The 22,185-nt window shown below is 65.8% G+C and carries 19 protein-coding genes; 7 read left to right on the top strand and 12 right to left on the bottom strand.

Annotation, left to right across the window (positions count from 1 at the left end):
- Positions 1 to 132: 132 nt before the first annotated feature.
- The 3 genes from BMY69_RS17455 to sucC all read right to left on the bottom strand — a co-directional run bounded on the left by BMY69_RS17455 (position 133) and on the right by sucC (position 2,770).
- Positions 133 to 576 carry an SRPBCC family protein gene (locus tag BMY69_RS17455; protein ID WP_090180698.1) on the bottom strand — a complete coding sequence of 148 codons (444 nt, stop codon included), beginning with the start codon at positions 574 to 576 and terminating at the stop codon, positions 133 to 135.
- 147 nt (positions 577 to 723) lie between these two features.
- The gene (sucD, locus tag BMY69_RS17450) at positions 724 to 1,596 is read right to left on the bottom strand and encodes a succinate--CoA ligase subunit alpha (RefSeq protein ID WP_090055237.1); all 873 of its coding nucleotides are present in this window, start codon (positions 1,594 to 1,596) and stop codon (positions 724 to 726) included.
- Positions 1,597 to 1,609: 13 nt separating this feature from the next.
- Complete coding sequence (gene sucC / locus BMY69_RS17445; protein WP_090055239.1) at positions 1,610 to 2,770, bottom strand: ADP-forming succinate--CoA ligase subunit beta; 1,161 nt, start codon at positions 2,768 to 2,770, stop codon at positions 1,610 to 1,612.
- Positions 2,771 to 3,061: 291 nt separating this feature from the next.
- On the opposite strand from sucC, the gene BMY69_RS17440 reads away from it, so the two are divergent.
- Both BMY69_RS17440 and BMY69_RS17435 read left to right on the top strand, forming a co-directional pair.
- Entirely contained in the window at positions 3,062 to 4,684 is a 1,623-nt protein-coding gene (locus tag BMY69_RS17440) for a sensor histidine kinase (RefSeq protein WP_090055240.1), read from the top strand.
- 67 nt (positions 4,685 to 4,751) lie between these two features.
- Positions 4,752 to 6,152 (top strand): sigma-54-dependent transcriptional regulator, encoded by a 1,401-nt coding sequence (locus BMY69_RS17435; RefSeq protein ID WP_090180696.1) that lies wholly within the window; start codon positions 4,752 to 4,754, stop codon positions 6,150 to 6,152.
- Positions 6,153 to 6,292: 140 nt separating this feature from the next.
- Here the strand turns inward: BMY69_RS17435 and BMY69_RS17430 are convergent, their stop codons facing one another.
- The 4 genes from BMY69_RS17430 to BMY69_RS17415 form a co-directional block, all read right to left on the bottom strand.
- The gene (locus tag BMY69_RS17430; protein WP_090180694.1) at positions 6,293 to 7,618 is read right to left on the bottom strand and encodes an NHL repeat-containing protein; all 1,326 of its coding nucleotides are present in this window, start codon (positions 7,616 to 7,618) and stop codon (positions 6,293 to 6,295) included.
- Positions 7,619 to 7,940: 322 nt separating this feature from the next.
- On the bottom strand, positions 7,941 to 8,276 hold the full coding sequence (locus BMY69_RS17425) for a hypothetical protein (protein ID WP_090180691.1): 336 nt from the start codon (positions 8,274 to 8,276) through the stop codon (positions 7,941 to 7,943).
- Between the two features lie 89 nt (positions 8,277 to 8,365).
- The gene (locus tag BMY69_RS17420) at positions 8,366 to 8,998 is read right to left on the bottom strand and encodes a hypothetical protein (RefSeq protein WP_090180689.1); all 633 of its coding nucleotides are present in this window, start codon (positions 8,996 to 8,998) and stop codon (positions 8,366 to 8,368) included.
- Between the two features lie 178 nt (positions 8,999 to 9,176).
- Positions 9,177 to 9,677, bottom strand: a complete 501-nt coding sequence (locus BMY69_RS17415) for a hypothetical protein (RefSeq protein ID WP_090180686.1) — start codon at positions 9,675 to 9,677, stop codon at positions 9,177 to 9,179.
- A 324-nt stretch (positions 9,678 to 10,001) separates the two neighbouring features.
- Here BMY69_RS17415 and BMY69_RS17410 point away from each other — a divergent pair, with 324 nt between their 5' ends.
- Positions 10,002 to 10,448 carry a hypothetical protein gene (locus BMY69_RS17410; RefSeq protein WP_090180683.1) on the top strand — a complete coding sequence of 149 codons (447 nt, stop codon included), beginning with the start codon at positions 10,002 to 10,004 and terminating at the stop codon, positions 10,446 to 10,448.
- A 9-nt stretch (positions 10,449 to 10,457) separates the two neighbouring features.
- Here BMY69_RS17410 and BMY69_RS17405 read toward each other — a convergent pair whose 3' ends face one another.
- The 5 genes from BMY69_RS17405 to BMY69_RS17385 form a co-directional block, all read right to left on the bottom strand.
- Positions 10,458 to 10,829: a hypothetical protein gene (locus BMY69_RS17405; RefSeq protein ID WP_090180681.1), complete on the bottom strand. Its 372-nt coding sequence runs from the start codon at positions 10,827 to 10,829 to the stop codon at positions 10,458 to 10,460.
- Between the two features lie 116 nt (positions 10,830 to 10,945).
- Positions 10,946 to 12,511, bottom strand: coding sequence for a response regulator (locus tag BMY69_RS17400; RefSeq protein WP_255364599.1), 1,566 nt, complete (start codon positions 12,509 to 12,511; stop codon positions 10,946 to 10,948).
- Positions 12,512 to 12,530: 19 nt separating this feature from the next.
- Entirely contained in the window at positions 12,531 to 12,977 is a 447-nt protein-coding gene (locus tag BMY69_RS17395) for a response regulator (RefSeq protein ID WP_090055250.1), read from the bottom strand.
- Positions 12,974 to 14,770 carry a sensor histidine kinase gene (locus BMY69_RS17390; RefSeq protein WP_090180675.1) on the bottom strand — a complete coding sequence of 599 codons (1,797 nt, stop codon included), beginning with the start codon at positions 14,768 to 14,770 and terminating at the stop codon, positions 12,974 to 12,976. The genes BMY69_RS17395 and BMY69_RS17390 overlap by 4 nt, the downstream gene beginning before the upstream one ends.
- Positions 14,771 to 14,989: 219 nt before the next feature.
- Positions 14,990 to 17,335: a GH92 family glycosyl hydrolase gene (locus tag BMY69_RS17385; RefSeq protein WP_090180672.1), complete on the bottom strand. Its 2,346-nt coding sequence runs from the start codon at positions 17,333 to 17,335 to the stop codon at positions 14,990 to 14,992.
- A 169-nt stretch (positions 17,336 to 17,504) separates the two neighbouring features.
- Between BMY69_RS17385 and BMY69_RS17380 the strand changes: the two genes are divergently transcribed.
- The 4 genes from BMY69_RS17380 (at position 17,505) to BMY69_RS17365 (ending at position 22,170) form a co-directional block, all read left to right on the top strand.
- Entirely contained in the window at positions 17,505 to 18,554 is a 1,050-nt protein-coding gene (locus BMY69_RS17380; RefSeq protein ID WP_090055256.1) for a LacI family DNA-binding transcriptional regulator, read from the top strand.
- 110 nt (positions 18,555 to 18,664) lie between these two features.
- Positions 18,665 to 19,894 carry an L-fucose:H+ symporter permease gene (gene fucP / locus BMY69_RS17375; RefSeq protein WP_254779286.1) on the top strand — a complete coding sequence of 410 codons (1,230 nt, stop codon included), beginning with the start codon at positions 18,665 to 18,667 and terminating at the stop codon, positions 19,892 to 19,894.
- Positions 19,895 to 19,975: 81 nt separating this feature from the next.
- Positions 19,976 to 20,956, top strand: a complete 981-nt coding sequence (locus BMY69_RS17370; protein ID WP_090055259.1) for a carbohydrate kinase family protein — start codon at positions 19,976 to 19,978, stop codon at positions 20,954 to 20,956.
- Positions 20,953 to 22,170, top strand: a complete 1,218-nt coding sequence (locus tag BMY69_RS17365; RefSeq protein ID WP_090180669.1) for an AGE family epimerase/isomerase — start codon at positions 20,953 to 20,955, stop codon at positions 22,168 to 22,170. Before BMY69_RS17370 ends, BMY69_RS17365 begins: the two co-directional genes overlap by 4 nt.
- The last annotated feature ends 15 nt before the right edge of the window (positions 22,171 to 22,185 follow it).

Raw genomic sequence — 22,185 nt, 5'->3', positions numbered from 1 at the left:
AAGGAGTCTGGGTGGCGCATCGCCACGTGAGAACACGACGATTCTGAAAAGGCACGGTTTCGGTGTGTAGGAAGAACGGCGGCCCGGGCCGCGGTTCTTGGCGACGCTCTCCGAACCGTGCCGGACTGTGCCCTACTCCGGAATCGTCACCTCCACCAACCGCTCCAGCAGCGTCAGCGATTCCTGCCAGCCGAGATAGCACTGCTCGGGCGGGATCATGTCGGGGATGCCCTCCTGCACGATGTCGATTTCCGTGCCGCACGACACCGCGCGCAACGTGATGGTCGTCTTCATCGTGCCCGGCAGGTTCGGATCGTCGAAGCGGTCGTCGTGCACGATGCGCTCGTTGGGCACGAGTTCGAGGTACGTGCCGCCGAAGCTGTGGCCGCCGCCCGTCGAGAAGTTGGTGAAGGTCATGCGGTACCTGCCGCCGACCTTCGCGTCCAGTTCGTGCACGGTGCAGGTGAAGCCATCCGGCGGCAGCCACTTGGCGTTCGCGGCCGGATCGAGGAAGGCGCGGTAGACGCGCTCGGCGGGGGCGGTGAAGACGCGGAGCAGGCGGACGGTGCCGGACATGGGATGTTCCTTCAGCGAGGAGGAGCCCTCATTGTCCACGACGAACGAGCTCGCCCCGAATCGACATGCGCGGAAAAGAAAAAAGCCGCGACCCGGAGGCCGCGGCTTTTTCGTGTCGCACACGCCCCGCCGAAGCGGGAAGCGCGATTACTTCATCAGGCCGGCGAGGGTCTTGCCGAGGTCGGCCGGGGACTTGACCGTGGTCACGCCCGCCTTCTCCAGCGCGGCGAACTTGGCTTCCGCCGTGCCCTTGCCGCCCGAGATGATGGCGCCGGCGTGGCCCATGCGCTTGCCCGGAGGGGCCGACGCACCGGCGATGAACGACACCACCGGCTTCTTGACGTACTGCGAGATGAACTCGGCCGCGTCTTCCTCGGCGCTGCCGCCGATCTCGCCGACCATGATGATGCCCTCGGTCTGCGGATCGTCCTGGAAGAGCTTCAGGCAGTCGATGAAGTTCAGGCCGTTGATCGGGTCGCCACCGATGCCGATGCAGGTGGACTGGCCGAGGCCTTCGTTCGTGGTCTGGAACACCGCTTCATACGTGAGCGTGCCCGAGCGCGAAACGATGCCGACCTTGCCCGGCTTGTGGATGTGGCCCGGCATGATGCCGATCTTGCACTCGCCCGGGGTGATGACGCCGGGGCAGTTCGGACCGACCAGGACGACGTCCGGGTGCGACTTCAGCACGTTCTTCACGCGCATCATGTCGAGCACGGGGATGCCTTCCGTGATCGCGACGATGACCTTGATGCCACCGTCGATGGCTTCGAGGATCGAGTCGGCCGCGAACGGCGGCGGCACGAAGATGACCGAGGCGTCGGCGCCGGTCTGGTCGACCGCGTCACGCACCGTGTTGAAGACCGGCTTGCCGATGTGCTCGGTGCCGCCCTTGCCCGGGGTCACGCCACCGACGATCTGGGTGCCGTAATCGATCGCCTGCTCGGCGTGGAAGGTACCCTGCTGTCCGGTGAAGCCCTGGACGAGGACCTTGGTGTTCTTGTTGATCAGGACGCTCATGTTGCTTCGCTCCTCAGCCCGCGGCAGCCACGGCTTTCTGGGCCGCGTCGTTCAGATCGTCGGCCGGCGTGATCGCCAGGCCCGAGTTGGCCAGCAGTTCGCGGCCCTTCTCGACATTGGTGCCCTGCAGGCGCACCACCACCGGAATCTTCAGGCCCACTTCCTTCACGGCCGCGATGATGCCTTCGGCGATCAGGTCGCAACGCACGATGCCGCCGAAGATGTTGACCAGGATGGCCTTGACCTTGTCGGACGAGAGGATGAGCTTGAACGCCTCGGTGACGCGCTCCTTGGTGGCGCCGCCGCCGACGTCGAGGAAGTTGGCCGGCTCGCCGCCCGCCAGCTTGATCACGTCCATCGTCGCCATCGCGAGACCGGCACCGTTGACCATGCAGCCGATCGTGCCGTCCATCGTGACGTAGTTGAGGTTGTGCTGGACGGCGGCCGCTTCGGCGGCGTCTTCCTGCGTGAGGTCGCGCATGGCGGCCAGGTCGGCGTGACGGAACTCGGCGTTGTCGTCGGAGTTCACCTTGCCGTCGAGGGCGGCGAGGTTGCCGTCTTCGAGGATCGCGAGCGGGTTCAGCTCGACCAGCGAGAGGTCCTTCTCGTTGAAGAGCTTGTACAGGCCCAGCATGATCTTGACGAGCTGGCCGACCTGCTTCGGATTCAGGTCCATCTTGAACCCGAGGTCGCGGCACTGGTACGGCTGCAGGCCTTCGACGTAATCCACGACGATCGTGTGGATGTCTTCCGGCGTGTCGTGCGCGACCTGCTCGATGTCGACGCCGCCGTGCTTCGAGGCGATGAACGAGATCGACTTGGTGTCGCGATCGGTGAGGATCGAGAGATACAGTTCCTTCGCGATGTCGGTCGCGTCGGTGACAAGGACCAGGTTCACGGGCAGCGCGCGGCCGGCCGACTGGTAGGTTTCCATGTTCGTGCCGAGCATGCCCTTGGCGGCGGCGCGGACGTCGTCGAGGCTGCGGCAGAACTTGACGCCACCGGCCTTGCCGCGGCCACCGGCATGGATCTGGGCCTTGACCATCCACTGCGTACCGCCCAGGTGCTTGGCGGCGTCGACGGCGGCGTCGGGAGAGTTGGCAACCTTGCCCGGCGGCACGGCGATGCCGTACTTCGCGAACAGTTCTTTAGCCTGGTACTCGTGGAAATTCATTCGATACCTCGAGCGAACGGGAGAAGCGTGTGAAAGCGTGCCGGCCGTGAGGCCTGCACGGGGAGGGGGAAACGGTCGAATGCGCGCGATTCACGCAATACGGCCGCGTATTTTCCCGGAAGGCGCCCCGGATGGAAAGGGGCGGTGCCGCATCGGGCCGCGGAGGGACGGGCCGGGAGCGTCGCCCGGACGGCTTGCCGGGGTGCCAAGGCCCCCTATACTGGCGGTCATCCACGGCCCTCGGGGGGCCATCGGCGGAGAAGCAGCAAGGTGTCCACGCCCGCGACGACGATGACGGCACGAGCCAGCGCGCGCCAGGGGGCGCCCCGCCACGAACTCTTCTTTTTCAATTACTTCCGGCTGGGCCAGGCCGCCGTCTACACCGCGCTGGCCTTCCGCCCCGGCCACATGGAGTGGCCCGCCCTCCCCGAGCCGCTGATCGCCCGCCTCTTCGCGATGGCCTACCTGCTGGCGGCCCTGGTGATGGTGGCCCGCACCCGGCAGACGCTGCACCGGCCGGTGCTCACGGTCTCGGTCGGACTGACCCTCGACATCCTCGCCGCGCTTTGCGCGCTGGTCCTCATGCACGACGTGCGGATGGGCGTGGCGATGATGCTCGCCGTCAACATCGCCACGGGCGCCCTGCTGCTGCCGTTCCGGCTGTCGATGTTCTTCGCCGCGCTCGCCACGCTGGGCATGCTGGGCCACTCCGTCTTCGACTTCGTGGACTCGGGCACCTCCGACCGCGAATACGCCGAGTACGGCCTCTTCGGCGCGGCGTACTTCGCCTGCGCCTCGCTCTGCTATGTCCTCGGCCGCAACATCCGCGCCTCGGAGGCCCTGGCGGAGCAGCGCGGCATCGACCTGGCCAACCTGTCGCAGGTCAACGAACTGATCATCCGCCGCATGAAGACGGGCGTGCTGCTGGTGGACGAAGGCAACCGCATCCACCAGCTCAACGAGTCCGCGTGGATGCTGATGGGCAACCCGTCCGCCGACCAGCGCGACCTCGGCACGCTCGCGCCCGAGCTGTCGCGGCGCCTGTACCACTGGCGCACCTCGGGCAAGCTCGACGAGAGCGCCACGATGCTGGCCGACGGCACGCCCGAAGTGGTGCCGCGCTTCTCGCGCCTCGCGCCGAACGACGATTCCCACGTACTGATCTTCCTCGACGACACGTCGCTCGTCTCGCGACGCGCGGAGGAGCTCACGCTGAGTTCGCTGGGACGGCTTTCCGCCTCGATCGCCCACGAAATCCGCAATCCGCTGGCGGCGATCCATTACTCGGCGCAGCTGCTGGCGGAGTCGACCGACCTCAACGACGCCGACCTGCGCATGGTCGAGATCATCAACAACCACTGCTCGCGCCTCAACGAGATCATCGAGAACATCCTGCAGCTCTCGCGCCGCGAACGCTCGCGACCGGAGACCCTCGACCTCGGCCGCTGGGTGCATCACTTCGTCACCGAATACCGCCAGGGCAACGACCTCGGCGCGGACATCCTCCGGGCCGTGTCCGGCAGCGAGCCGGTCGCCGCCGTCGCCGATCCGCAACACCTGCAGCAGGTGATCTGGAACCTCGTGCAGAACGCCCTGCGCTACGGCCGCCTGCCCGGCGAGCCGGCCCGCGTGATGCTGGTGGCGCGGCATTCGGATGCCGGCATTCCCATCCTCGAAGTGATCGACCGCGGCCCCGGCATCCCGCCGAAGGTGGCCGCGCAGATCTTCGAGCCCTTCTTCACCACGCACGAATACGGCACGGGACTGGGCCTCTACCTCGCCCGCCAGATGGCCGAGGCGAACCAGGCTGCGCTCGAATACGTGCGCGTGGCGGGCGGCGGCAGCTGCTTCCGCATCAGCCTGACGCCGCCCGCGCGCACCGCCGCGTCGGCACCCGTGGCGGCCAGCGCGTGACGGCCGCCCTATGCGTCCGCCCCCCGGGCGGGTACATTTGGACCCTTCACCGAACCTCTCGGACCCAATGAGCAAGCAGACCGTTCTGGTCATCGACGACGAGCGGGACATCCGCGAGTTGCTGACCATCACACTCGGTCGAATGGAACTCGACGTCGACGCCGTGGGGAGCGTCAACGAAGCGCGGAGCGCACTGGCGGCACGGCGATACGACCTGTGCTTCACCGACATGCGCCTGCCCGATGGCAGCGGCCAGGAGATCATCGAGCTCATCGCGTCGAATTTCCCGGACATGCCCGTGGCGATGATCACCGCGTACGGCAACGTCGACGCGGCGGTGAACGCGCTGAAGGCCGGCGCCTTCGACTTCGTCTCCAAGCCGGTGGACATCCACCTGCTGCGCCGCCTCGTGCGCACGGCGCTGCGCCTGTCCGAGGAACGCAAGGCCGATGCCGGAGCCAAGGTTTCGCCCGGCGCCGACCGTCTCATCGGCGACTCCCCGGCGATGACCGAAGTCCGCGGCAAGATCGCCAAGCTCGCCCGCAACCAGGCGCCGGTCTACATCGCCGGCGAATCCGGTGTCGGCAAGGAGCTGGTCGCGCGCCTGATCCACGAACTGGGTCCCCGTTCGGCCGGCGCCTTCGTGCCGGTCAACTGCGGCGCCATCCCGTCCGAGTTGATGGAAAGCGAGTTCTTCGGCCACCGCAAGGGCAGCTTCACCGGCGCCCACGCCGACAAGGAAGGCCTCTTTCAGGCGGCGCAGGGCGGCACGCTCTTCCTCGACGAAGTCGCCGAGCTTCCCCTGCACATGCAGGTGAAGCTGCTGCGCGCCATCCAGGAAAAGGCCGTGCGCCCCATCGGCGGCCGCGACGAAATCCCGGTCGACGTGCGCATCCTGTCCGCCACGCACAAGAACCTCGCCGCGCTCGTCGAGCAGGGTCTTTTCCGCCAGGACCTCTTCTACCGCATCAACGTCATCGAACTGCGCGTGCCGCCCCTGCGCGAACGCCGCGGCGACGTGCCCCGCCTGGCGGAATTCGTGCTGCGCCAGCTCGCGACCGAATCCGGCGGCGCGCCCGGCAAGCTCAAGCCCGAAGCCCTCGCGGCGCTCGAGGCCTACCACTTCCCAGGCAACGTGCGCGAGCTGGAGAATATCCTCGAACGCGCGATGGCGATGTGCGAAGGCGACACCATCGAAGCCGACGACCTGATGCTGCCGCAGCGCGCACCGGCCACCACGAGCGCACCGGCACAGCCGGTTCTCGCCGAAGCCACGGCGCAGGCGCCGCAAGCCGCGCGCGTCGCCGCCACCGACGGCTCGCTGGAGGATTACATCTCCAACATCGAACGCGACACGATCATCAAGGCCCTCGAAGAGTCCCGCTACAACAAGACCGCGACCGCCAAGAAACTCGGCATCACCTTCCGCGCGCTGCGCTACAAGCTGAAGAAGCTCGGCATCGATTGATCGACGCCTGTGCAGTGATCGAAGCCACGCCACTGTGGGAAGCGCGCTAGCGCGCGAAGGGTGCTCGCGACGGATTGCCCGACGAGCTCGATGGCTCGTGGGTGCTCCGGCGGCGCCCACGAGCATCAGGAGCGACGTCCTCAGCTACCGATCACGGACACGAACGCCCTCATCGAGCTGACGTGATGGTCCGGGCCGCCAGCCGATCCGCAAAGGACCTTCCCTGCGACATCGATGGAAAGATGCGTCATGTAGTTCAGGTGTGACTCGCCGCCCTTGAACGTCACGATGCCGTCGTTGGCGAACCCTGGATCCAGAGCCCCATCCTCCTGAAAACGGCCCAACCATAACTCGCTGCCTGAAGCCGGTCGGGCAACGGCGCCACCCGCATACAACCTCCCATCCAGATCGACGGCCACGCGTCCGAAAGCGAGATCGGCGGTGGCGTCATTCCGGTCCGTCACGACCTTCCATCGCCCGTTGTTGAAGTCGGGCGAAGGACGACCGGCCGAATCCAGACGAAGCAGAAGCCCGGATCTGTAGGACGCGCTCCCGCCCCGCGTCCGTCGCACATACCCTCCAGCCAGAAGACCGCCATCGCCAAGCCGTTCGAGGCTCACGAGTACCGCCCTCTCCAGCGCGTCGCCACCGATATCGATATCGGCGGCGCCGAAATACGCGTATCCGGCCTCTCCGAAAGTGATGTCTGGCTGGCCGTCCGCCAGGAGGCGCCAGAAAACGATGCGGACCGGTGCGGCGTGATCGTTGTGCTGCCCGACCAGCGTTACCCTTCCATCGGGAGCGACCACCATGTCGTACGCACCCCATTCGTCACTGAAGAATGCACCGTTCGTCAGATAACCCATTCCGGCGAAGGCCGTATCCAGCTGGCCGTCGGCCGTGCAACGGATCACGGCGTAGAAGGGCCCGTCCGAAGCAATCAGACAATAAAACCCCTGGTTGTATGACGCGACTTTGGCAGAAACCGGGCCAGCCGCCACCTTCTCGCCATCCCGCGCGGCGGGCGGAGGGATACGATGAACGATCTTCCCGCCCTGGCCGAAGGTCGGATCGAGCGCGCCGTCCGACCGGAAGCGGACCAACCCGATACTCAGATCGATATTCGTGCCTGCCCGCACCACGGCGATGACCCCACCATCGCTCGTTGGCAAGAGCGCCGTCACTCCGCCCCCGGAGATGTCGAGAGACACGATCGCCAGCCCGTCGAACGATCCAAACGACGGATCCAGTGATCCATCGGTCTTCATGCGTGCGACATAGACCGCCGTTCGCTCGGACGCCTCGGCGTCGGCCACGTACAGCCGACCGTCGGCCGACGAGCACACGACCGGAGCGTTCCTCATGGCCCTGGAGTTGGGAACCGGCATGACGAACTGTTGTTCGATATGGCCGGCGGCGCGAGCTTCCGACGCCGCCCCGGAGCGGAAAGACTTGCCCTTCTTCATGTTCGCTTCCTTGCGACCGACGATGCACCGATGGTAGCGCCGGATCGGGCGCCATGGTCGAGCGTGCGCCGCAGCGATTCGGCCGACCGTTCAACCGGATACGCCACAAGCGAATGGAAGCGCATAACGATCGCTGCTGACCGGTGCGAGGTTCGCCCGTCGACGACTCCCCACCGAAGGGTGGGAGCCGATCGCATCGGCGATCCGCGTAAGCGCCCACGTCTCCGCGGCAATCATCTGAGCAATGCGGTGTGGGAAGCGCACTGGCGCGCGAAGGGTACTCGCGAAGCGTCGCAATGGAACCGGGCGGCAGCCTGGCGGCTCAACGCCCCGGTGAGCTACCGAGCCAGTCGCACGAAAGCAACGTCGCTGCACTGCGCCTCAACTCGTCGGACGCAGCACGCATATACGTCTCGCACTTACGATCTTCCCGCGCCAGCATCGCTTCATGGAAGCGGTGCCGAACTGCGTTCTCCGGAACGGTATCCAGCTCCGACGCGGCCGCCCGGAACGCAAAGAACGCCGGATCGTCCGGGCGGGCAGACCGATGTCGAAGATTGACGATTCGACGAACATCGGCCAGCGACGGCATATCCGAACCGCAAATCGCCTGTAGCGCCTTGCGCAGTTCGCCCAGGGTCCCGAGGTCGCTACTCATCTCCGTTTTCCTTCCGCGGATCCATCGTTCGTGAGTCGCATGCTTCAGGCCGGAACTTGCCATATAGCGTCAACGGCCAGCGCGACCTTTCAGGAATCTGGAAATGCATATTCCCAGAACATGGATGTCAGGCGATATCCGAAGATCTGGTTGTCCTTGTACCGGGAGATCATACCCTCGACCGTGCAGACTGGCTCGTCGAGTTCCGCATGTCGGGTCACCACCAGATCCTTGAATACCTTGTGCAGATACGCCTGCTCCTCGGCATTGATCGAGGAGTCGATTTTGAGAGCTCGCATGATATTGAAAGGAAAGAGTTCGATCTTTCGCGAGATACGATTATGGTGCAGCGCCAACTCAGTATTGCCGTCGGACCATGCGACCGCACTAAGCAGGTGGTGAGCAACCGGTGATCGTTCATGGGCTTCCAGTATTCCAACGAACGCTCTGTCGCCCACCGGCATCTGGCTCTTCCAGGTCAAAGCGATCCAGATAGCCGCGTCAAAGCCCCGCTCTCCGTCAAGCAGATTGCGAAGAACCGACACAGCCCCTTCGGGATCGACGTACGGCGGGAAAAGCAAAAGTATTCCGAGCAAGAGTTGCTCGTTCAGACTGGCTTTTCCGCAAGAAACAAGTTGTTCGAGCTTTTCGACCAAGGGCTCGCCGTCTCCACGCAGCAAACTAGCCTCGAGGTCACTCCGGGGTACGTACGTCGATGTCACTTCTCAATATCCTTCTTCGAGGCATCCTTGAATACGCTCATAGTTCGCCAGGGCGTACGCACTCGCTCATCCATGTAACCCGCCGCTCGAACCCAGCTGACTACGTCAACCCTTGAGAGTGCCAAAGTCCCCCGGCGAAGCCCTACAGCCACCACGGACATGCCACTTCAGAGTTCCGTCAACAAGTTCGCATGAACTCAATGATGCGCTTTCGGTGCTCATCGATCGGCGAGAGCAAATGACTCGTTTCGTCATCCCGCGCCAGCGCTTCCAACGTGCGAGGCATGTCGGAATACCGCTCGAGAAACGGGATCATCGTCGTTGCGCTGGCGACGCGAAGGCCTTCGACGACGCCATCGAGATCACCGACCTGCCTTACCGACCAGCGAAACTGCCCTTGCCCCGTAAGCCGACCATACTCACAACCTACCGTCGCCGACTGCTTGCTCTCGCGATCGATTCCGAGCAGGGCATCCTGCACGGCGTCGAATCTCACGCCCGCATCGAGCGTGACATCGAAATCCGAGTCGTGATTGATAAACGCCAAGTGCAGGCCAATCCATCCGCGAGCTGTTTTCCGCCGGAAGACTTGCTGCGAGAGCACCGGCTTGAAGCCGAAGGGCCGCAGACCTTCAGCCACCAGCTGCAACAGGGTGCGTTGTACGGCGCGATTTGTCATCACAATGGGTATTTCCTTTCAATTTCCTCAATTCTGACGAGCTGGCCACGCAGGTCAACAGGAGCATTTTCGCCAACGATTCGCCCTCCTTCAGATGCCAGGCGCGAGTCCTTCAAACACTGAAGAGCTGACCGAGTTGCATTTCCGGCCTTCGCCTCTACTGCAATAACTCTACCCTCCGAAGTGCGCACTAAGTGGCCACATCGAGTACGATGGTCGAAGCGTCGCCCATATCAATACCTTTGCTGGCAAGGAGAAGGAACACTTTCTCTTTGAAGGAAACGCAGGCTCTGTGGAATCGCTGACCGATGGTTTGAATCGCTGATGTCGTATAACGCGCTTGAAAAAGAGCTCATCGTTAGCCTCGACGCGGCGATCAACACCGAGGCCCTTCGCATCGTCGACGATGCCAGCCCCTATCTTCTCGCCCTCGAGGCCGCATTCCCGTTTGCTTCGAATCGTCTCGACTGGAGACGGGTCCGGGATGCGATCGAGGGTGGCGAATTAGGCCTACCAGACGCGGCGAACGTGTTCACGAAGTTCATCGGCAGCTCGGTGTCGGCTTCGGACATGGACGAAGTTGTGGCCGTCGTAGGCGATGGCCCGATCGCGTTCGCCGTCACCGGAACGCTTCGCGATGTCATGCCTCACATGCCGCACATCGTGGACTTCCCGCAGCACAGCTACGTATTTCCCTACCCCCATGCCACCTGGTGCGCCAGCCTCACGTTCGAAGGCTGGATGTATTTCGGCCATTCGCCTCGCATCTGACATTCAACGCTACGCCGCATGGAGCTTTGCGAGGCGTCGACGCCTGACGGTCGTAACGGCACGCCGGGCCAGGCACGCACTCGCGAGCAACAGCGCGACTGCCGTTACCGAATTGAGAACCATCAGAGCCACCAGCCCCGGCGTCCATGCGAACTCGATCTCCTCGATCGGCAGGCGTGCCCACGGTGTGACGAAGATCGGCGCGCTCCACAACCACGACCACGCGCGGAACATCCATGAGTCGTGACACGGCGGCCACGCGCACGATGTGCGTGCGCCGAGCGTGAGCAGTGCGACGAGGAGATGCATGAGCGTGGCGAGCACGAACAGGCAGGCGAAGACGAGGCGACGATGCCAGCGCTCGGTGATGTCGAGATCCATGACGATGCTCCGTTGCGAAAACGCAACGCTAAATGGGCATCGTCGAACGGGCTATGGAAGAAATCGGAAAATCGCGACTTTCTGTGGCCGTGCGAGGGCACGGCCCCTGGGACGCCTCAGGCTTTCGGAACGTCGCTCGCTTCCAGGGCCTCGCGCACTTTGCGCAGCAGCACGCGCGACTGCACCGGCTTGTCGATCACGTAGAGGTGATCCAGCTGCGGCAGTTCGTCGAAGTTCGGCGGCGCGTCGGGGCGCGCCAGCAGCAGCACCGCGCGGCTGTAACCATGCTCGAGCAGCGCGGCCAGCGTGCGCACGCCGGTGAACAGATTCATGTCGGCGTCCATGACGACGAGGTCGGGTACGCCGTGCGCTTCGATCCATTGCAGCGCTGCCGTGCCGCTCTGGCTCGCGCCGGCCTGATAGCCGTACGCATCGAGCGTGTCGACCAGCAGCGACAGTTGCACCGCCTCCTCGACGACGACGAGCACGCGCTCGGCTTCGCCCTGCAGGCTCGCATCCATCACCTGCGGGTCGAGGTGCTCGCCCTCCTCCGCTTTCAACGGCAGGTAGAGGTGGAATGCCGTGCCCTCGCCCACCGCGCTGCGCACACGCATGAGTCCGTCATGGCTGGCGACGATGCGCTTGCACGAGAGCAGGCCGAGGCCGGTGCCGGCTTCCTTCGTGGTGAAGAACGGTTCGAAGAGGCGCTGCAGCACGTCCGGCGGCATGCCCTGCCCCGTGTCGATGACCGACAGGCGAATGTAGCGGCCAGCCGCCGAGGCCTCGCCGTCGGCGAAGAAATCGTCGGCGAGCGTGACGACATCCGTCTCGATGCGCAGCACGCCGCCGTCCGGCATCGCCTGCATGGCATTGAGGCTGAGGTTCAGCAGGCACTGCTGCAGCTCGGTGTGGTTGCCTTCGAACGCCACGTCGGGATCGATGACGTCGACTTCCATGCGCACCGTGCGCGGAACGCTGCCTTGCAGGAGCAGGTTGAGCGCCTCGAGCAGCGCGCCGAGCTTCACCTGCTCCGCGCGGCGGGCGCCACGCGCGAACGAGAGCATCGACGAGACCATTTCCAGGCCGCGGCGGCCGCAGTCGCGCACGAGCGCGCCCAGGCGCGAGAGGCGCGGATCGTCCGCGTAGTCTTCGAGCGTGTCGCCCGCGAGCAACAGCGGTTGCAGCAGGTTGCGCAGGTCGTGGCTGAGTCCACCGGCAAGCAACGCGAGGCTCTCGAAACGCTGGGCACGGATGAGTTCCTGCTCGGCGCGCTGGCGGGCACGTTGCTCGTCGGCTTCGCGGAGCGCGCGGCGCACCGCGCTCGCGAGGCGGGCGGTGTTCTGCTTGAGGATGTAATCGGTGGCGCCGTTGCGCAGCGCTTCGATCGCGGCCTCTTCGCCCAGCGTGGCCGAGATGAAGATGAACGGGATATCGGACCGGCGCTCGCGCAGTACCTGCAGCGCACGCTCGCCGCTGAAGGCCGGCAGGCTGAGGTCGGACAGCACGATGTCGGGTTCGAACTCGTCGAGCGCGGCGGCGTAGGCCGCCTCGTCTTCCACGAGCCTCACTTCGAAGTCGATGCCGTCGTCTTCCAGCTCGCCGAGCACGAGCTCGGCGTCGAGCGGATTGTCCTCGACCTGGAGGATCCTGACTTTCTGGCCTTGCCCGCCCATCCCAGCCATGTTCCGACGTCGCTCCGGGTTATTCGCCGTCCGGGCGCTGGTTGAGCACCGCCCAGAAATGACCGAGGGTCTGCACCGCGGTGAAGAACTGCTGCACGTCGACGGGCTTCAGCACATAGGCGTTGACGCCGAGGTCCCAGCTGCGTGCCAGGTCGCTCTCCTCGCGCGAGGACGACAGGATGACCACCGGAAGACGCTTCCACTTGTCCTCGGAGCGCAGTTGCTTGAGCACCTCGAGGCCGTCCATGCGCGGCATCTTGATGTCGAGCAGGATCACGGCCGGGTCGCCCTCGGTGCGGTCCGCGTAGGCACCGCGGCGGTGCAGCCAGTCGAGGCAGTCGACACCGTCTTCGACGTGTACCACCGGGTTGGCCAGGTTGGCCTCGCGCAGCGCGTCGATGGCCATTTCGGCGTCGGCCATCGAGTCTTCGACGAGGAGGATCGTGCGCAGGTCGCGCTGGTTCATGAATCACCCAATCTGGCGCCCGGAACGTCCGAGGCCGGTAATGAAAAGTGGAAGGTGGCGCCGACGCCGGTTTCGCCTTCGGCCCAGGTACGCCCTCCATGGCGAGCGATGATACGTCTTACGTTGGCAAGGCCGATGCCGTTGCCGGGGAACTCGGAGGCACGGTGCAGCCGCTGGAACACACCGAACAGCTTGCCCGCGTACTGCATGTCGAAGCCCGCGCCGTTGTCGCGGACGGAGAACTCGTAGTCGCCCGCCGGGGTACGCGCGAGCTCCACCTCGATCAGCGCGCGATCGCGGCTGGAGGTGTACTTCACCGCGTTGCCGAGCAGGTTCTGCCACACGGTGCGAAGCATGTTCTCGTCGCCGATCACGATGGGCAGCGGCGAGACCTTCCACTCGATATGGCGGCCACCGGTGTCGGACTCAACCAGGGCCCGGGCCTCCTCCACCAGCGACTGCATGTCGACCGGCTGCAGGCGCAGCGCGCCGCGGCCGAGGCGCGAGAACACGAGGAGGTCGTCGATCAGCTGCGCCATGCGGCGCGACGAGCTGCTGATCACGTCGATGTAGTGGCGCACGCGGTCGTCGGCCTTGTCGCCGAGCTGCGACTCCAGCTTGCCGGCGAAACCGGAGATGTGACGCAGCGGGGCGCGAAGATCGTGCGATACGGAGTAGCTGAAGGCCTCCAGCTCGCGGTTCACGTCGGAAATCTGCTCGACCTTGCCTTCGAGCTGGCGGTTGAGCTCGTTGACCTTCTGCTCGACGAGCGCGCGCGCGGTGATGTCGCTCACCGTGAGCAGCAACGCCGGATCGTCGCTGTCCGGCTGCTCGATGCGCCGGGCGTTGATGACCACGAAGCGGTCCACGCCGTCCATGGTGCGCTGCGTGAGCTCGTAGTCCCATAGCTCGCGATCGCGCGCCACCACGTCGACCAGTCGCTGGAGCAGCGCCGAATCCTTCCACGCGCCGTCGCCGATCTGGTCGAGCGGCACGCGCTGGTCGCGCTCCTGGTCGAAGCCGTAGAGCTCCGCGAACGCGGCATTGGCGAGCAGCGTGCGCAGGTTCTTGTCCAGCATCGCGATCGGCTCGCGCACCGCCTGCACGATCAGCTGGGATCGCTGCACGGCTTCGGCCACGCGCGATTCGGCCCGCAGGCGGATCGCGATCTGTCGTTCGGAGACCACCACCACGATGCCGAGCAGCGCGATCTGCGCGAGCGCCGACACCAGCAGCACCAGGCGGTTGTTGGTGGCGAGGCTCGACGCCCTGGCGCGGCGGGCCTCGAGCAGCCCGGTCTCCTCGTCCACGATCTCCTTGATCTGCTCGCGCACCGGGAACAGCTGGCGCGCGTCCTCCATGGAGGCGAAGGCGCCGTTCTTGTCACCAGCCTTCAGTCGCTGCAGCGCCTGGTCGGTCAGCGCCATGCGGCCGCTGGCGATGGATTCGAGCGCACCGATACGCGCGATCTGCTCGGGGTTGTCGCGCGTCATCTCGCGGAGCGACGCCACCAGCCCGGGAACGACCTGTCGCGGCGCGTGTGCACGCTGGTCGAGATCGGGGTCGTCGGGCGCGCCGGCGATGCGCGCGTAGACCGCCGCTTCGCTGCTGCGGAGGGAGGCCGCCACGCGATACACGCTCGCCTTCACCTCGGAGGTGTGGGTCACCCAGTCGCGCGAGTCGAGGGCATCCTCGGCCGCCGAACGGGTGACGATGTACGGCAGGGCCACGATCACGAGCACGGCGGCCAGCAGGCCGACGAGTCGCCAGCGCAATCCGATGCGTTCGATCATGCCCTGGCCATCCCCGCGACGATTCCTGCCCTGTAAGGACATTCATTGTAAACGTGAAGCGCCGCACAGCGCTGGAATTTCATGGCACGTACCTCGGACACGACGACGGGTACGCCGCTTTTCCACCTGTTTCCAGGTAGATGAGCGGCGTACCCGTCCGATTGGAGGCGTGCTTAATGCCGAAACGGGCGTGAAGGACCCGTGACGGCAAGGAGCGCCTCAGTTCGCCTTGTCGCTCATCGAGTACGGCGCCGCGCTGTTGCCGGTGCCCCACTCCTTGTTCGGCGCCTCCTGCATGGAGAAACGCAGTTCGCCGCCGGCCACGATTTCCTCGTGACGGATGAAGGTGCGGTCCAGCGGCTTGCCGTTGAGGGTGACCTTGCCGACGTACGGGTGCTTCGCGTCGAGGTGGTCGGCCGAGACCGTGAAACGCTTGCCGCCGGCGAGGTTCAGGGTGGCCTTCTCCACGAACGGCCGGCCGATCACGTACTGGTTGCTGCCCGGCGCCACCGGGTAGAAGCCCAGGGAGGTGAAGATGTACCAGGCCGACATCTGGCCGAGATCGTCGTTGCCCACCAGGCCCGTCGGCGTCGGCGTGTACTGGGTCTCCATGATGTGCTTGAGGCGCTCCTGCGCCTTCCAGGGCTGGCCGGCATAGTCGTACATGTAGGCCACCTGGTGGCTCGGCTCGTTGCCGTGCGCGTACCAGCCGATCAGGCCGGTGATGTCCTCCACGTGCGCGAACGACTTCGGATCGACCTTGGCGTCGAACACGGAATCGAGCTTCTTCACGAAGGCGTCCTTACCGCCCAGCGCCTCGATCAGGCCGGCGACGTCCTGCGGCACGTACCAGGAGTACTGCCACGCGTTGCCTTCGGTGTAATCGCTGCCGTACGCCGCCGACGACGGATCGAACGGTTCGCGGTAGCTGCCGTCGCTCTTGCGGGCGCGGAGGAAGCCTGTCTTCGTGTCGAAGCTGTTCTTCCAGTAGCCCGCGCGCTTCATGAAGGTGGCGGCCACATCGTCCTTGCCCATGGCCTTGGCCATCTGCGCCAGCGACCAGTCGTCGAAGGCGTATTCGACGGTTTTGGAGGCCGCTTCCGGCGTGCGGTCGATCGCGACGTAGCCGAGCTTCATGTAGTCGTCGAGGCCGCCGTACGGCCCATAGGTGGCGCTCTTGACCATCGCGTTCAGCGCGGCCTCGGCGTCGTAGCCGCGAATGCCCTTCATATAGGCATCGGCGATCACCGGCACGGCGTGGTAGCCGACCATGCACCAGGTTTCCATGCCGCCATAGGCCCAGATCGGCAGGATGCCGAACGGGCTGGCCTGCTGGGCGGCGATCAGCGAGCTGACGAAGTCGTTGCTCTTCTGCGGCTCGAGCAGGGTCATGAGCGGCTGCTGGGCGCGGTAGACGTCCCACAGCGACCACGTGGAATAGAAATCGAAGCCCTTGGCCGTGTGCACCTGGTTGTCCGGGCCGCGGTACTGGCCGTTGACGTCCATCGACAGGGTCGGCGAGAGCATCGCGTGGTAGAGCGCGGTGTAGAAGGTCTTGCGCGTCTGCGCGGGGGCCTGCACGTCGACCACCGAGAGGTTCTTCTCCCAGGCCTGGCGGGCCTCGGCGCGGCGGGCATCGAAATCGAAGCCTGCGCCGTCCTTGTCGAGGTTGGCGATCGCGTTGTCCTCGCTCACGGTCGAGATCGCGACCTTGACCACGAGCGGCTTGGCGAGGTCGCCGAAGTCGAACACGCCTTCCAGCGCGCGCCCGCTGATGCCGTCGGTGTCCTCGGCGCGGTTGCCCGGGCCGGAGAAGCCGCGGTACGGGATCTTCTCCTCGCGGTTCTTCAGGCTGCGCGAGGCCAGCGGCTGGTTGAAGCGCATGGCGAAGTAGAGCTGGCGGCCCGGCGCCCAGCCGCGCGTGGTGCGGCCGCCGGTCACGGTGCCGTCCTCGCGGACGCGAAGCGTGGACCACAGCACCTTGCCGTCGTAGTCGTAGATGCTGGGACGCAGGTCGAGCAGGAGGTGCGCCGGCTTGCCCTTCGGGAAGGTGTAACGATGCCAGCCCACGCGGGTGCCCGCGGTCAGCTCCGCCCGCACGTCGTAGTCGGCCAGCGTGACGGCGTAGTAACCTGCCTCGGCCTTCTCGGTCTTGTGGTCGAACCGCGAGCGATAGCCGCTACCGGGCTGGTCGGGGGAACCGGGGTCCAGCTTCACGTCGCCGGCGATCGGCATGACGAGCACGTCGCCCAGGTCGGAATGGCCACTGCCGGAGAAGTGCGTATGGGAGAAACCGAGCAGGCTCGAGTCGCCGTACTGGTAGCCGGCGGCCCACTTGTACCCGTGCTTGACGTCCGGCATGGCCGTGTCCGGCGACAGTTGCACCATGCCGAAGGGCACCGTGGCGCCGGGGAACGTATGCCCGTCACCGCCCGTGCCGATCATCGGGTCGACCGCCGCGTAGGCGCCGCCCTTGTCGCTGGAGGCCGCCAGGGCCAGGGCCGGCAGGGCGAGGGTCAGGGCGGTGGCCAGCAGGCCGCGACGGAGGCGGGTGGTTCTCGACATCGGTGGATCCCCTCAGGTCAGCACGTTTCGGGCGGTCACGAGCATTTGGATCGTGACAAACAGGTCGAACGTAGCAAAGATAGCGCCATCGCGCATGTTGCAGTGCGTGATGCATCCCAAAGCCCGCCGCGCGATGATCGCCCGGTTTAGATCGTTTGAAGGAGTTCAGATGCCGAGGACTACCCCGCAGCGCCGCAAGGTGACCCTGGCCGATATCGCCCAGGGTTGCGACGTATCGCGGGCGACGGTCTCGCTGGTGCTGCGAGGCAGCCCGCTGGTGAACTCCGCCACCCGTGCCCGGGTAGAGGCCGAACTGAAGCGCCAGGGATACGTTTATAACCGCGCGGCCGCGAACCTGCGCCGGCGGACGTCCTCCAGCATCGGCCTGGTCATCAACGACCTGGGCAACCCTTTCTTCGCGGAATTCGCGGCCGGCGCCGACGAGGCCCTGGCCCGGGCCGGCTACGTCACCCTGCTGGGCAATACCGGCGAGTCCCCGGCCCGCCAGCAGGCCGTGCTCAATTCCCTGATCGAGCACGGCCCCGCCGGCATCATCCTCTCCCCCGCCGAAGGCAGCGAAGGCGAGCAGGTGCTGACCGCGGTCGGCATGCACACGCCCCTGCTCGTGTTCAACCGCGAACTGCCCGACGACGACGGCACCCATCGTTGGGACACTCTCGAGATGGACAACGAGCACGGCGCCAGGCTGGCTACGGAACATCTCATCGCACTCGGCCACCAGCGCATCGCGTTCTTCGGCGGCCACCGGGAGTCCAGTTCGGTGGAGCAGCGCCGCCGCGGTTACGCGGGCGCGATGCGCGACGCCGGCCTGCCCGTGGATCCCGCCTGGCTCGTCGAGAGCGCGCCGACGCGCCTGGAGGCCGCGCGCCAGACGGGCGCGCTGTTCGCCCGCGACCCGGCCCCGACGGCGGCGGTTTGTTACAACGACGCGGTGGCGCTCGGGCTTATGCTTGGCCTGACCAAGCGGGGCCGCCGCCCGGGTGAGGATTTCGCCCTGACCGGCTTCGACGACGTCGCCGAAGCCTCGGTGTGCGTGCCGCCCCTGACCACCATCGCGGTGGATCCGCGTGGACTCGGACGGCGCAGCGCCGAACTGATCCTCGACAGACTTTCCAATCCCGACACGGACACTGCCTATACGATCGCGCCGGTTCGGCTCGTCGTCCGCGAAAGCAGCTGCCCGCCGTCCTCCCCCTGAACCGACACTTGGAGCAACCCATGGCCACCGGATATACGCCATCGCCCAGCTCGTCCTCGACGAACGCGGGCGACAACCGCTACACCTACTTTCCCCTCGCGCTCGGCGTCATGTCGACGATCTTCTTCATGTGGGGATTCATCACGTGTCTCAATGACATCCTGATTCCCCACCTGAAGGCGGTTTTCGAGCTCAACTACGCGCAGGCGCTGCTCATCCAGCTCACCTTCTTCGGCGCCTACTTCATCATGTCGCTGCCGGCGGGCAAGATCGTCGCCGCCGTGGGCTACAAGAAGGGCATCGTCCTCGGCCTCATCGTCACGGGCATCGGCGCCGCCCTGTTCTGGCCGGCGGCGGGTCTGCGCGTGTACGCCTTCTTCCTCGGCGCGCTGTTCATCCTGGCCACGGGCATCACCGTGCTGCAGGTCGCCGCCAACCCGTACGTCGCCCTGCTGGGTCCCGAGAAGACGGCGTCCAGCCGCCTCACCCTCGCCCAGGCGCTGAACTCGTTCGGCACGTTCCTCGCCCCGTTCTTCGGCGGCGTCCTGATCCTGTCCAACGCCGTGAAGTCGAGCGCCGACGTCGAGAAGCTCTCGGCGGCCGAACAGGTCACCTACCGCGCGCACGAAGCCGCTTCGGTGCAGGGTCCGTACATCGGCCTGGCCATCGTGCTCGTGCTGCTCGCCATCGGCGTGTACCTGTTCAACCTGCCAGCGCTCGAAGAGACTACCGAGAAGGCCGACGACAGCCATCACTCGCTGATGGACGCCCTGAAGACCCCGCACGTGTTCTTCGGCGTGCTCGGCATCTTCTTCTACGTCGGCGGCGAAGTGTCGATCGGCAGCTTCATGATCAACTACCTGCAGCTGCCCGAGATCGGCAACATGTCGGGTGAAGTCGCCGCCAGCCACGTGGCGTTCTACTGGGGCGGCGCGATGGTGGGCCGCTTCATCGGCTCCGCCCTGCTCGCCAAGTTCTCGCCGCGCAAGCTGCTGGCCGTGTTCGCGCTGATCAACATGCTGCTGGTCATCACCACGATGGTCACGACCGGCACCGTCGCGGTGTACAGCATCGTCGTCATCGGCCTGTTCAACTCGATCATGTTCCCGACGATCTTCTCGCTGGGCATCGAGCGCATGGGTCCGCTGACCGGCAAGGCCTCGTCCCTGCTCATCATGGCCATCGTCGGCGGCGCGCTGATCCCCTGGATCCAGGGCATCATCGCCGACGGCATCGGCCTGCAGCACGCGTTCTTCATCCCGCTGATCTGCTACGCCTACATCGTGTTCTACGGCATCAGCGGCTCGAAGATCCGCAACCTCCCGGTCGCCACGCGCTGACCTCGTCCTCTCGACGGCCGGCCGGCAAGGCCGGCCGTCGCGTTTCCCCATCCACCTCGCCCCCAAGGACAGGCCGTACGCATGTCTTCCATCCTCTGCTTCGGCGAGGCGCTGATCGATTTCCACGCACAGCCCCAGGGCGGCGCCGGTCAGCCTCCCGCCTTCGTTCCTTTCGCCGGCGGCGCGCCGGCCAACGTCGCGGTCGCCGCGGCCCGCCTGGGTGGTAACGCCCGCTTCGCCGGCATGCTCGCACGCGACATGTTCGGCGACTTCCTGCTGAAGAGCCTGACCGACCTCGGTGTCGGCACGGACGACGTGGCCCGCACGGACGAGGCGCGCACCGCGCTCGCGTTCGTCGCGCACGACGAGAAGGGCGACCGCAGCTTCAGCTTCTACCGTCCGCCCGCGGCAGACCTGCTGTTCCGTCCGGAACACTTCCGCGCGTCCGCGTTCGACGACCTGGCGATCTTCCACGTCTGCTCCAACTCGCTGACCGAAGCCGCCATCGCGCAAACCACGGTCGAGGGCATGCGCCGCGCGCGCGCCGCCGGCGCGCTGGTCAGCTTCGACATGAACCTGCGCCCCGCGCTGTGGCCGAAGGACGAGGCGCCGCTGCCGCGTCTGTGGGAAACGCTGCACGAGGCCGACGTCATCAAGCTGAGCGCCGAGGAATTCGCGTTCATCCACGCGGGCGCGGGTTCCGACGACGCCGTGCTCGACCGCCTGTGGAAGGGCAACGCCCGCCTTCTGCTCGTCACCGACGGTGCCGAGCCGATGCGCTGGTTCTCGCGCGGCGCGCGCGGCACGCTCGCGGGTTATCGCGTCGACGCCGTCGACACGACCGCCGCCGGCGACGCCTTCGTGGGCGGCCTGCTCGCGCGTCTCTCCGCCGAAGGCGTCACGCCCGCGCGCTTCGACACGCTCATCGCGGACGAAGGTCGCCTCGTCGACCTGATCCGTTTCGCCGCCGCCTGTGGCGCCATCACGGCCACGCGCAAGGGCTCGTTCACCGCCATCCCCGACCAGGCCGAAGTCAAGGCCTTCATGGAGACGCACGCATGACGACCGTTCCCCTCCCCGATTTCCACGACGTGAACGTCCTGCGCGACCACGTCGCGAAGACCATGGCGTTCTACAAGCCCAACGAGGTCGATCCGGCCGGCGGCTTCTTCCAGTACTACAAGGACGATGGCTCGGTCTACGACCGCACCCACCGTCACCTCGTGTCCAGCACGCGCTTCGTGTTCAACCACGCCATGGCGTTCCTCGAGTTCGGCAAGCCCGAAGACAAGGAACTCACCATGCACGGCATCAAGTACCTGCGCGAGGTTCACCTGAACCCCGAAACGGGCGGCTACGCGTGGACGATCGCCGACGGCAAGCGCGACGACCAGATGAACCACTGCTACGGCCTGGCGTTCATGCTGCTCGCCTACTCGTGCGGCGTGAAGGTCGGTTTCGACGAAGCCAAGGGCTGGCAGAACGAGATCTGGGACCTGCTCGAGAAGCGCTACTGGGAGCCGTCGTACGGCCTCTACCGCGACGAGGCCGACAAGGACTGGAACTTCACCGGTTACCGCGGCCAGAACGCGAACATGCACATGACCGAGGCGATGATCGCCGCGTGGGAAGCCACGAAGGACGACCGCTTCCTCGACCGCGCGCTCGTGCTCGCCGAGAACATGACGCAGCGCCAGGCCGGCCTCACGCCCCAGAAGCTCGTGTGGGAGCATTACCACGAGAACTGGACGATCGACTGGGAATACAACCTCGACAACCCGAAGCACCTGTTCCGCCCGTGGGGCTTCCAGCCCGGCCACCAGACCGAGTGGGCGAAGCTGCTCATGATGCTCGAGCGCTACACCAAGGGCACGCCGAAGCATAAGGCGTGGCTCGTGCCGACGGCGAAGCACCTCTTCGACGAGGCCCTCGACAAGGCCTGGGACAAGGAATACGGCGGCATCGCGTACGGCTTCTCGCCCGAGGGCGACGTGTGCGACGACGACAAGTATTTCTGGGTGCAGGCCGAATCGCTCGGCGCCGCGCAGCTGCTGTTCGAATCTACCGGCGAGGCCAAGTACGACGAGTGGTACGAGAAGATCTGGGCGTACAGCTGGGAACACTTCGTCGACCATAAGTACGGCGCGTGGTATCGCATCCTGCACCGCGACAACACGAAGTACGACGACGAGAAGAGCCCCGCCGGCAAGACGGACTACCACACCATGGGCGCGTGCTACGAAGTGATGGCGTCGCTGCGCCGCATGCAGAAGTAGGAGCGCGCCCTGCGC

Source organism: Luteibacter sp. UNC138MFCol5.1 (assembly GCF_900110505.1).
Classification (GTDB): domain Bacteria; phylum Pseudomonadota; class Gammaproteobacteria; order Xanthomonadales; family Rhodanobacteraceae; genus Luteibacter.
The sequence above is the reverse complement of the archived record's forward strand: the minus strand, read 5'-3'. Positions and strand labels throughout refer to the sequence as shown.

Coding starts and splice junctions, on each gene's coding strand:
- BMY69_RS17455 (WP_090180698.1), bottom strand. CDS start 576: ATGTCCGGCACCGTCCGCCTGCTCCGCGTCTTCACCGCCCCCGCCGAG.
- sucD (WP_090055237.1), bottom strand. CDS start 1,596: ATGAGCGTCCTGATCAACAAGAACACCAAGGTCCTCGTCCAGGGCTTC.
- sucC (WP_090055239.1), bottom strand. CDS start 2,770: ATGAATTTCCACGAGTACCAGGCTAAAGAACTGTTCGCGAAGTACGGC.
- BMY69_RS17440 (WP_090055240.1), top strand. CDS start 3,062: ATGACGGCACGAGCCAGCGCGCGCCAGGGGGCGCCCCGCCACGAACTC.
- BMY69_RS17435 (WP_090180696.1), top strand. CDS start 4,752: ATGAGCAAGCAGACCGTTCTGGTCATCGACGACGAGCGGGACATCCGC.
- BMY69_RS17430 (WP_090180694.1), bottom strand. CDS start 7,618: ATGAAGAAGGGCAAGTCTTTCCGCTCCGGGGCGGCGTCGGAAGCTCGC.
- BMY69_RS17425 (WP_090180691.1), bottom strand. CDS start 8,276: ATGAGTAGCGACCTCGGGACCCTGGGCGAACTGCGCAAGGCGCTACAG.
- BMY69_RS17415 (WP_090180686.1), bottom strand. CDS start 9,677: ATGACAAATCGCGCCGTACAACGCACCCTGTTGCAGCTGGTGGCTGAA.
- BMY69_RS17410 (WP_090180683.1), top strand. CDS start 10,002: ATGTCGTATAACGCGCTTGAAAAAGAGCTCATCGTTAGCCTCGACGCG.
- BMY69_RS17405 (WP_090180681.1), bottom strand. CDS start 10,829: ATGGATCTCGACATCACCGAGCGCTGGCATCGTCGCCTCGTCTTCGCC.
- BMY69_RS17400 (WP_255364599.1), bottom strand. CDS start 12,511: ATGGCTGGGATGGGCGGGCAAGGCCAGAAAGTCAGGATCCTCCAGGTC.
- BMY69_RS17395 (WP_090055250.1), bottom strand. CDS start 12,977: ATGAACCAGCGCGACCTGCGCACGATCCTCCTCGTCGAAGACTCGATG.
- BMY69_RS17390 (WP_090180675.1), bottom strand. CDS start 14,770: ATGATCGAACGCATCGGATTGCGCTGGCGACTCGTCGGCCTGCTGGCC.
- BMY69_RS17385 (WP_090180672.1), bottom strand. CDS start 17,335: ATGTCGAGAACCACCCGCCTCCGTCGCGGCCTGCTGGCCACCGCCCTG.
- BMY69_RS17380 (WP_090055256.1), top strand. CDS start 17,505: ATGCCGAGGACTACCCCGCAGCGCCGCAAGGTGACCCTGGCCGATATC.
- fucP (WP_254779286.1), top strand. CDS start 18,665: ATGTCGACGATCTTCTTCATGTGGGGATTCATCACGTGTCTCAATGAC.
- BMY69_RS17370 (WP_090055259.1), top strand. CDS start 19,976: ATGTCTTCCATCCTCTGCTTCGGCGAGGCGCTGATCGATTTCCACGCA.
- BMY69_RS17365 (WP_090180669.1), top strand. CDS start 20,953: ATGACGACCGTTCCCCTCCCCGATTTCCACGACGTGAACGTCCTGCGC.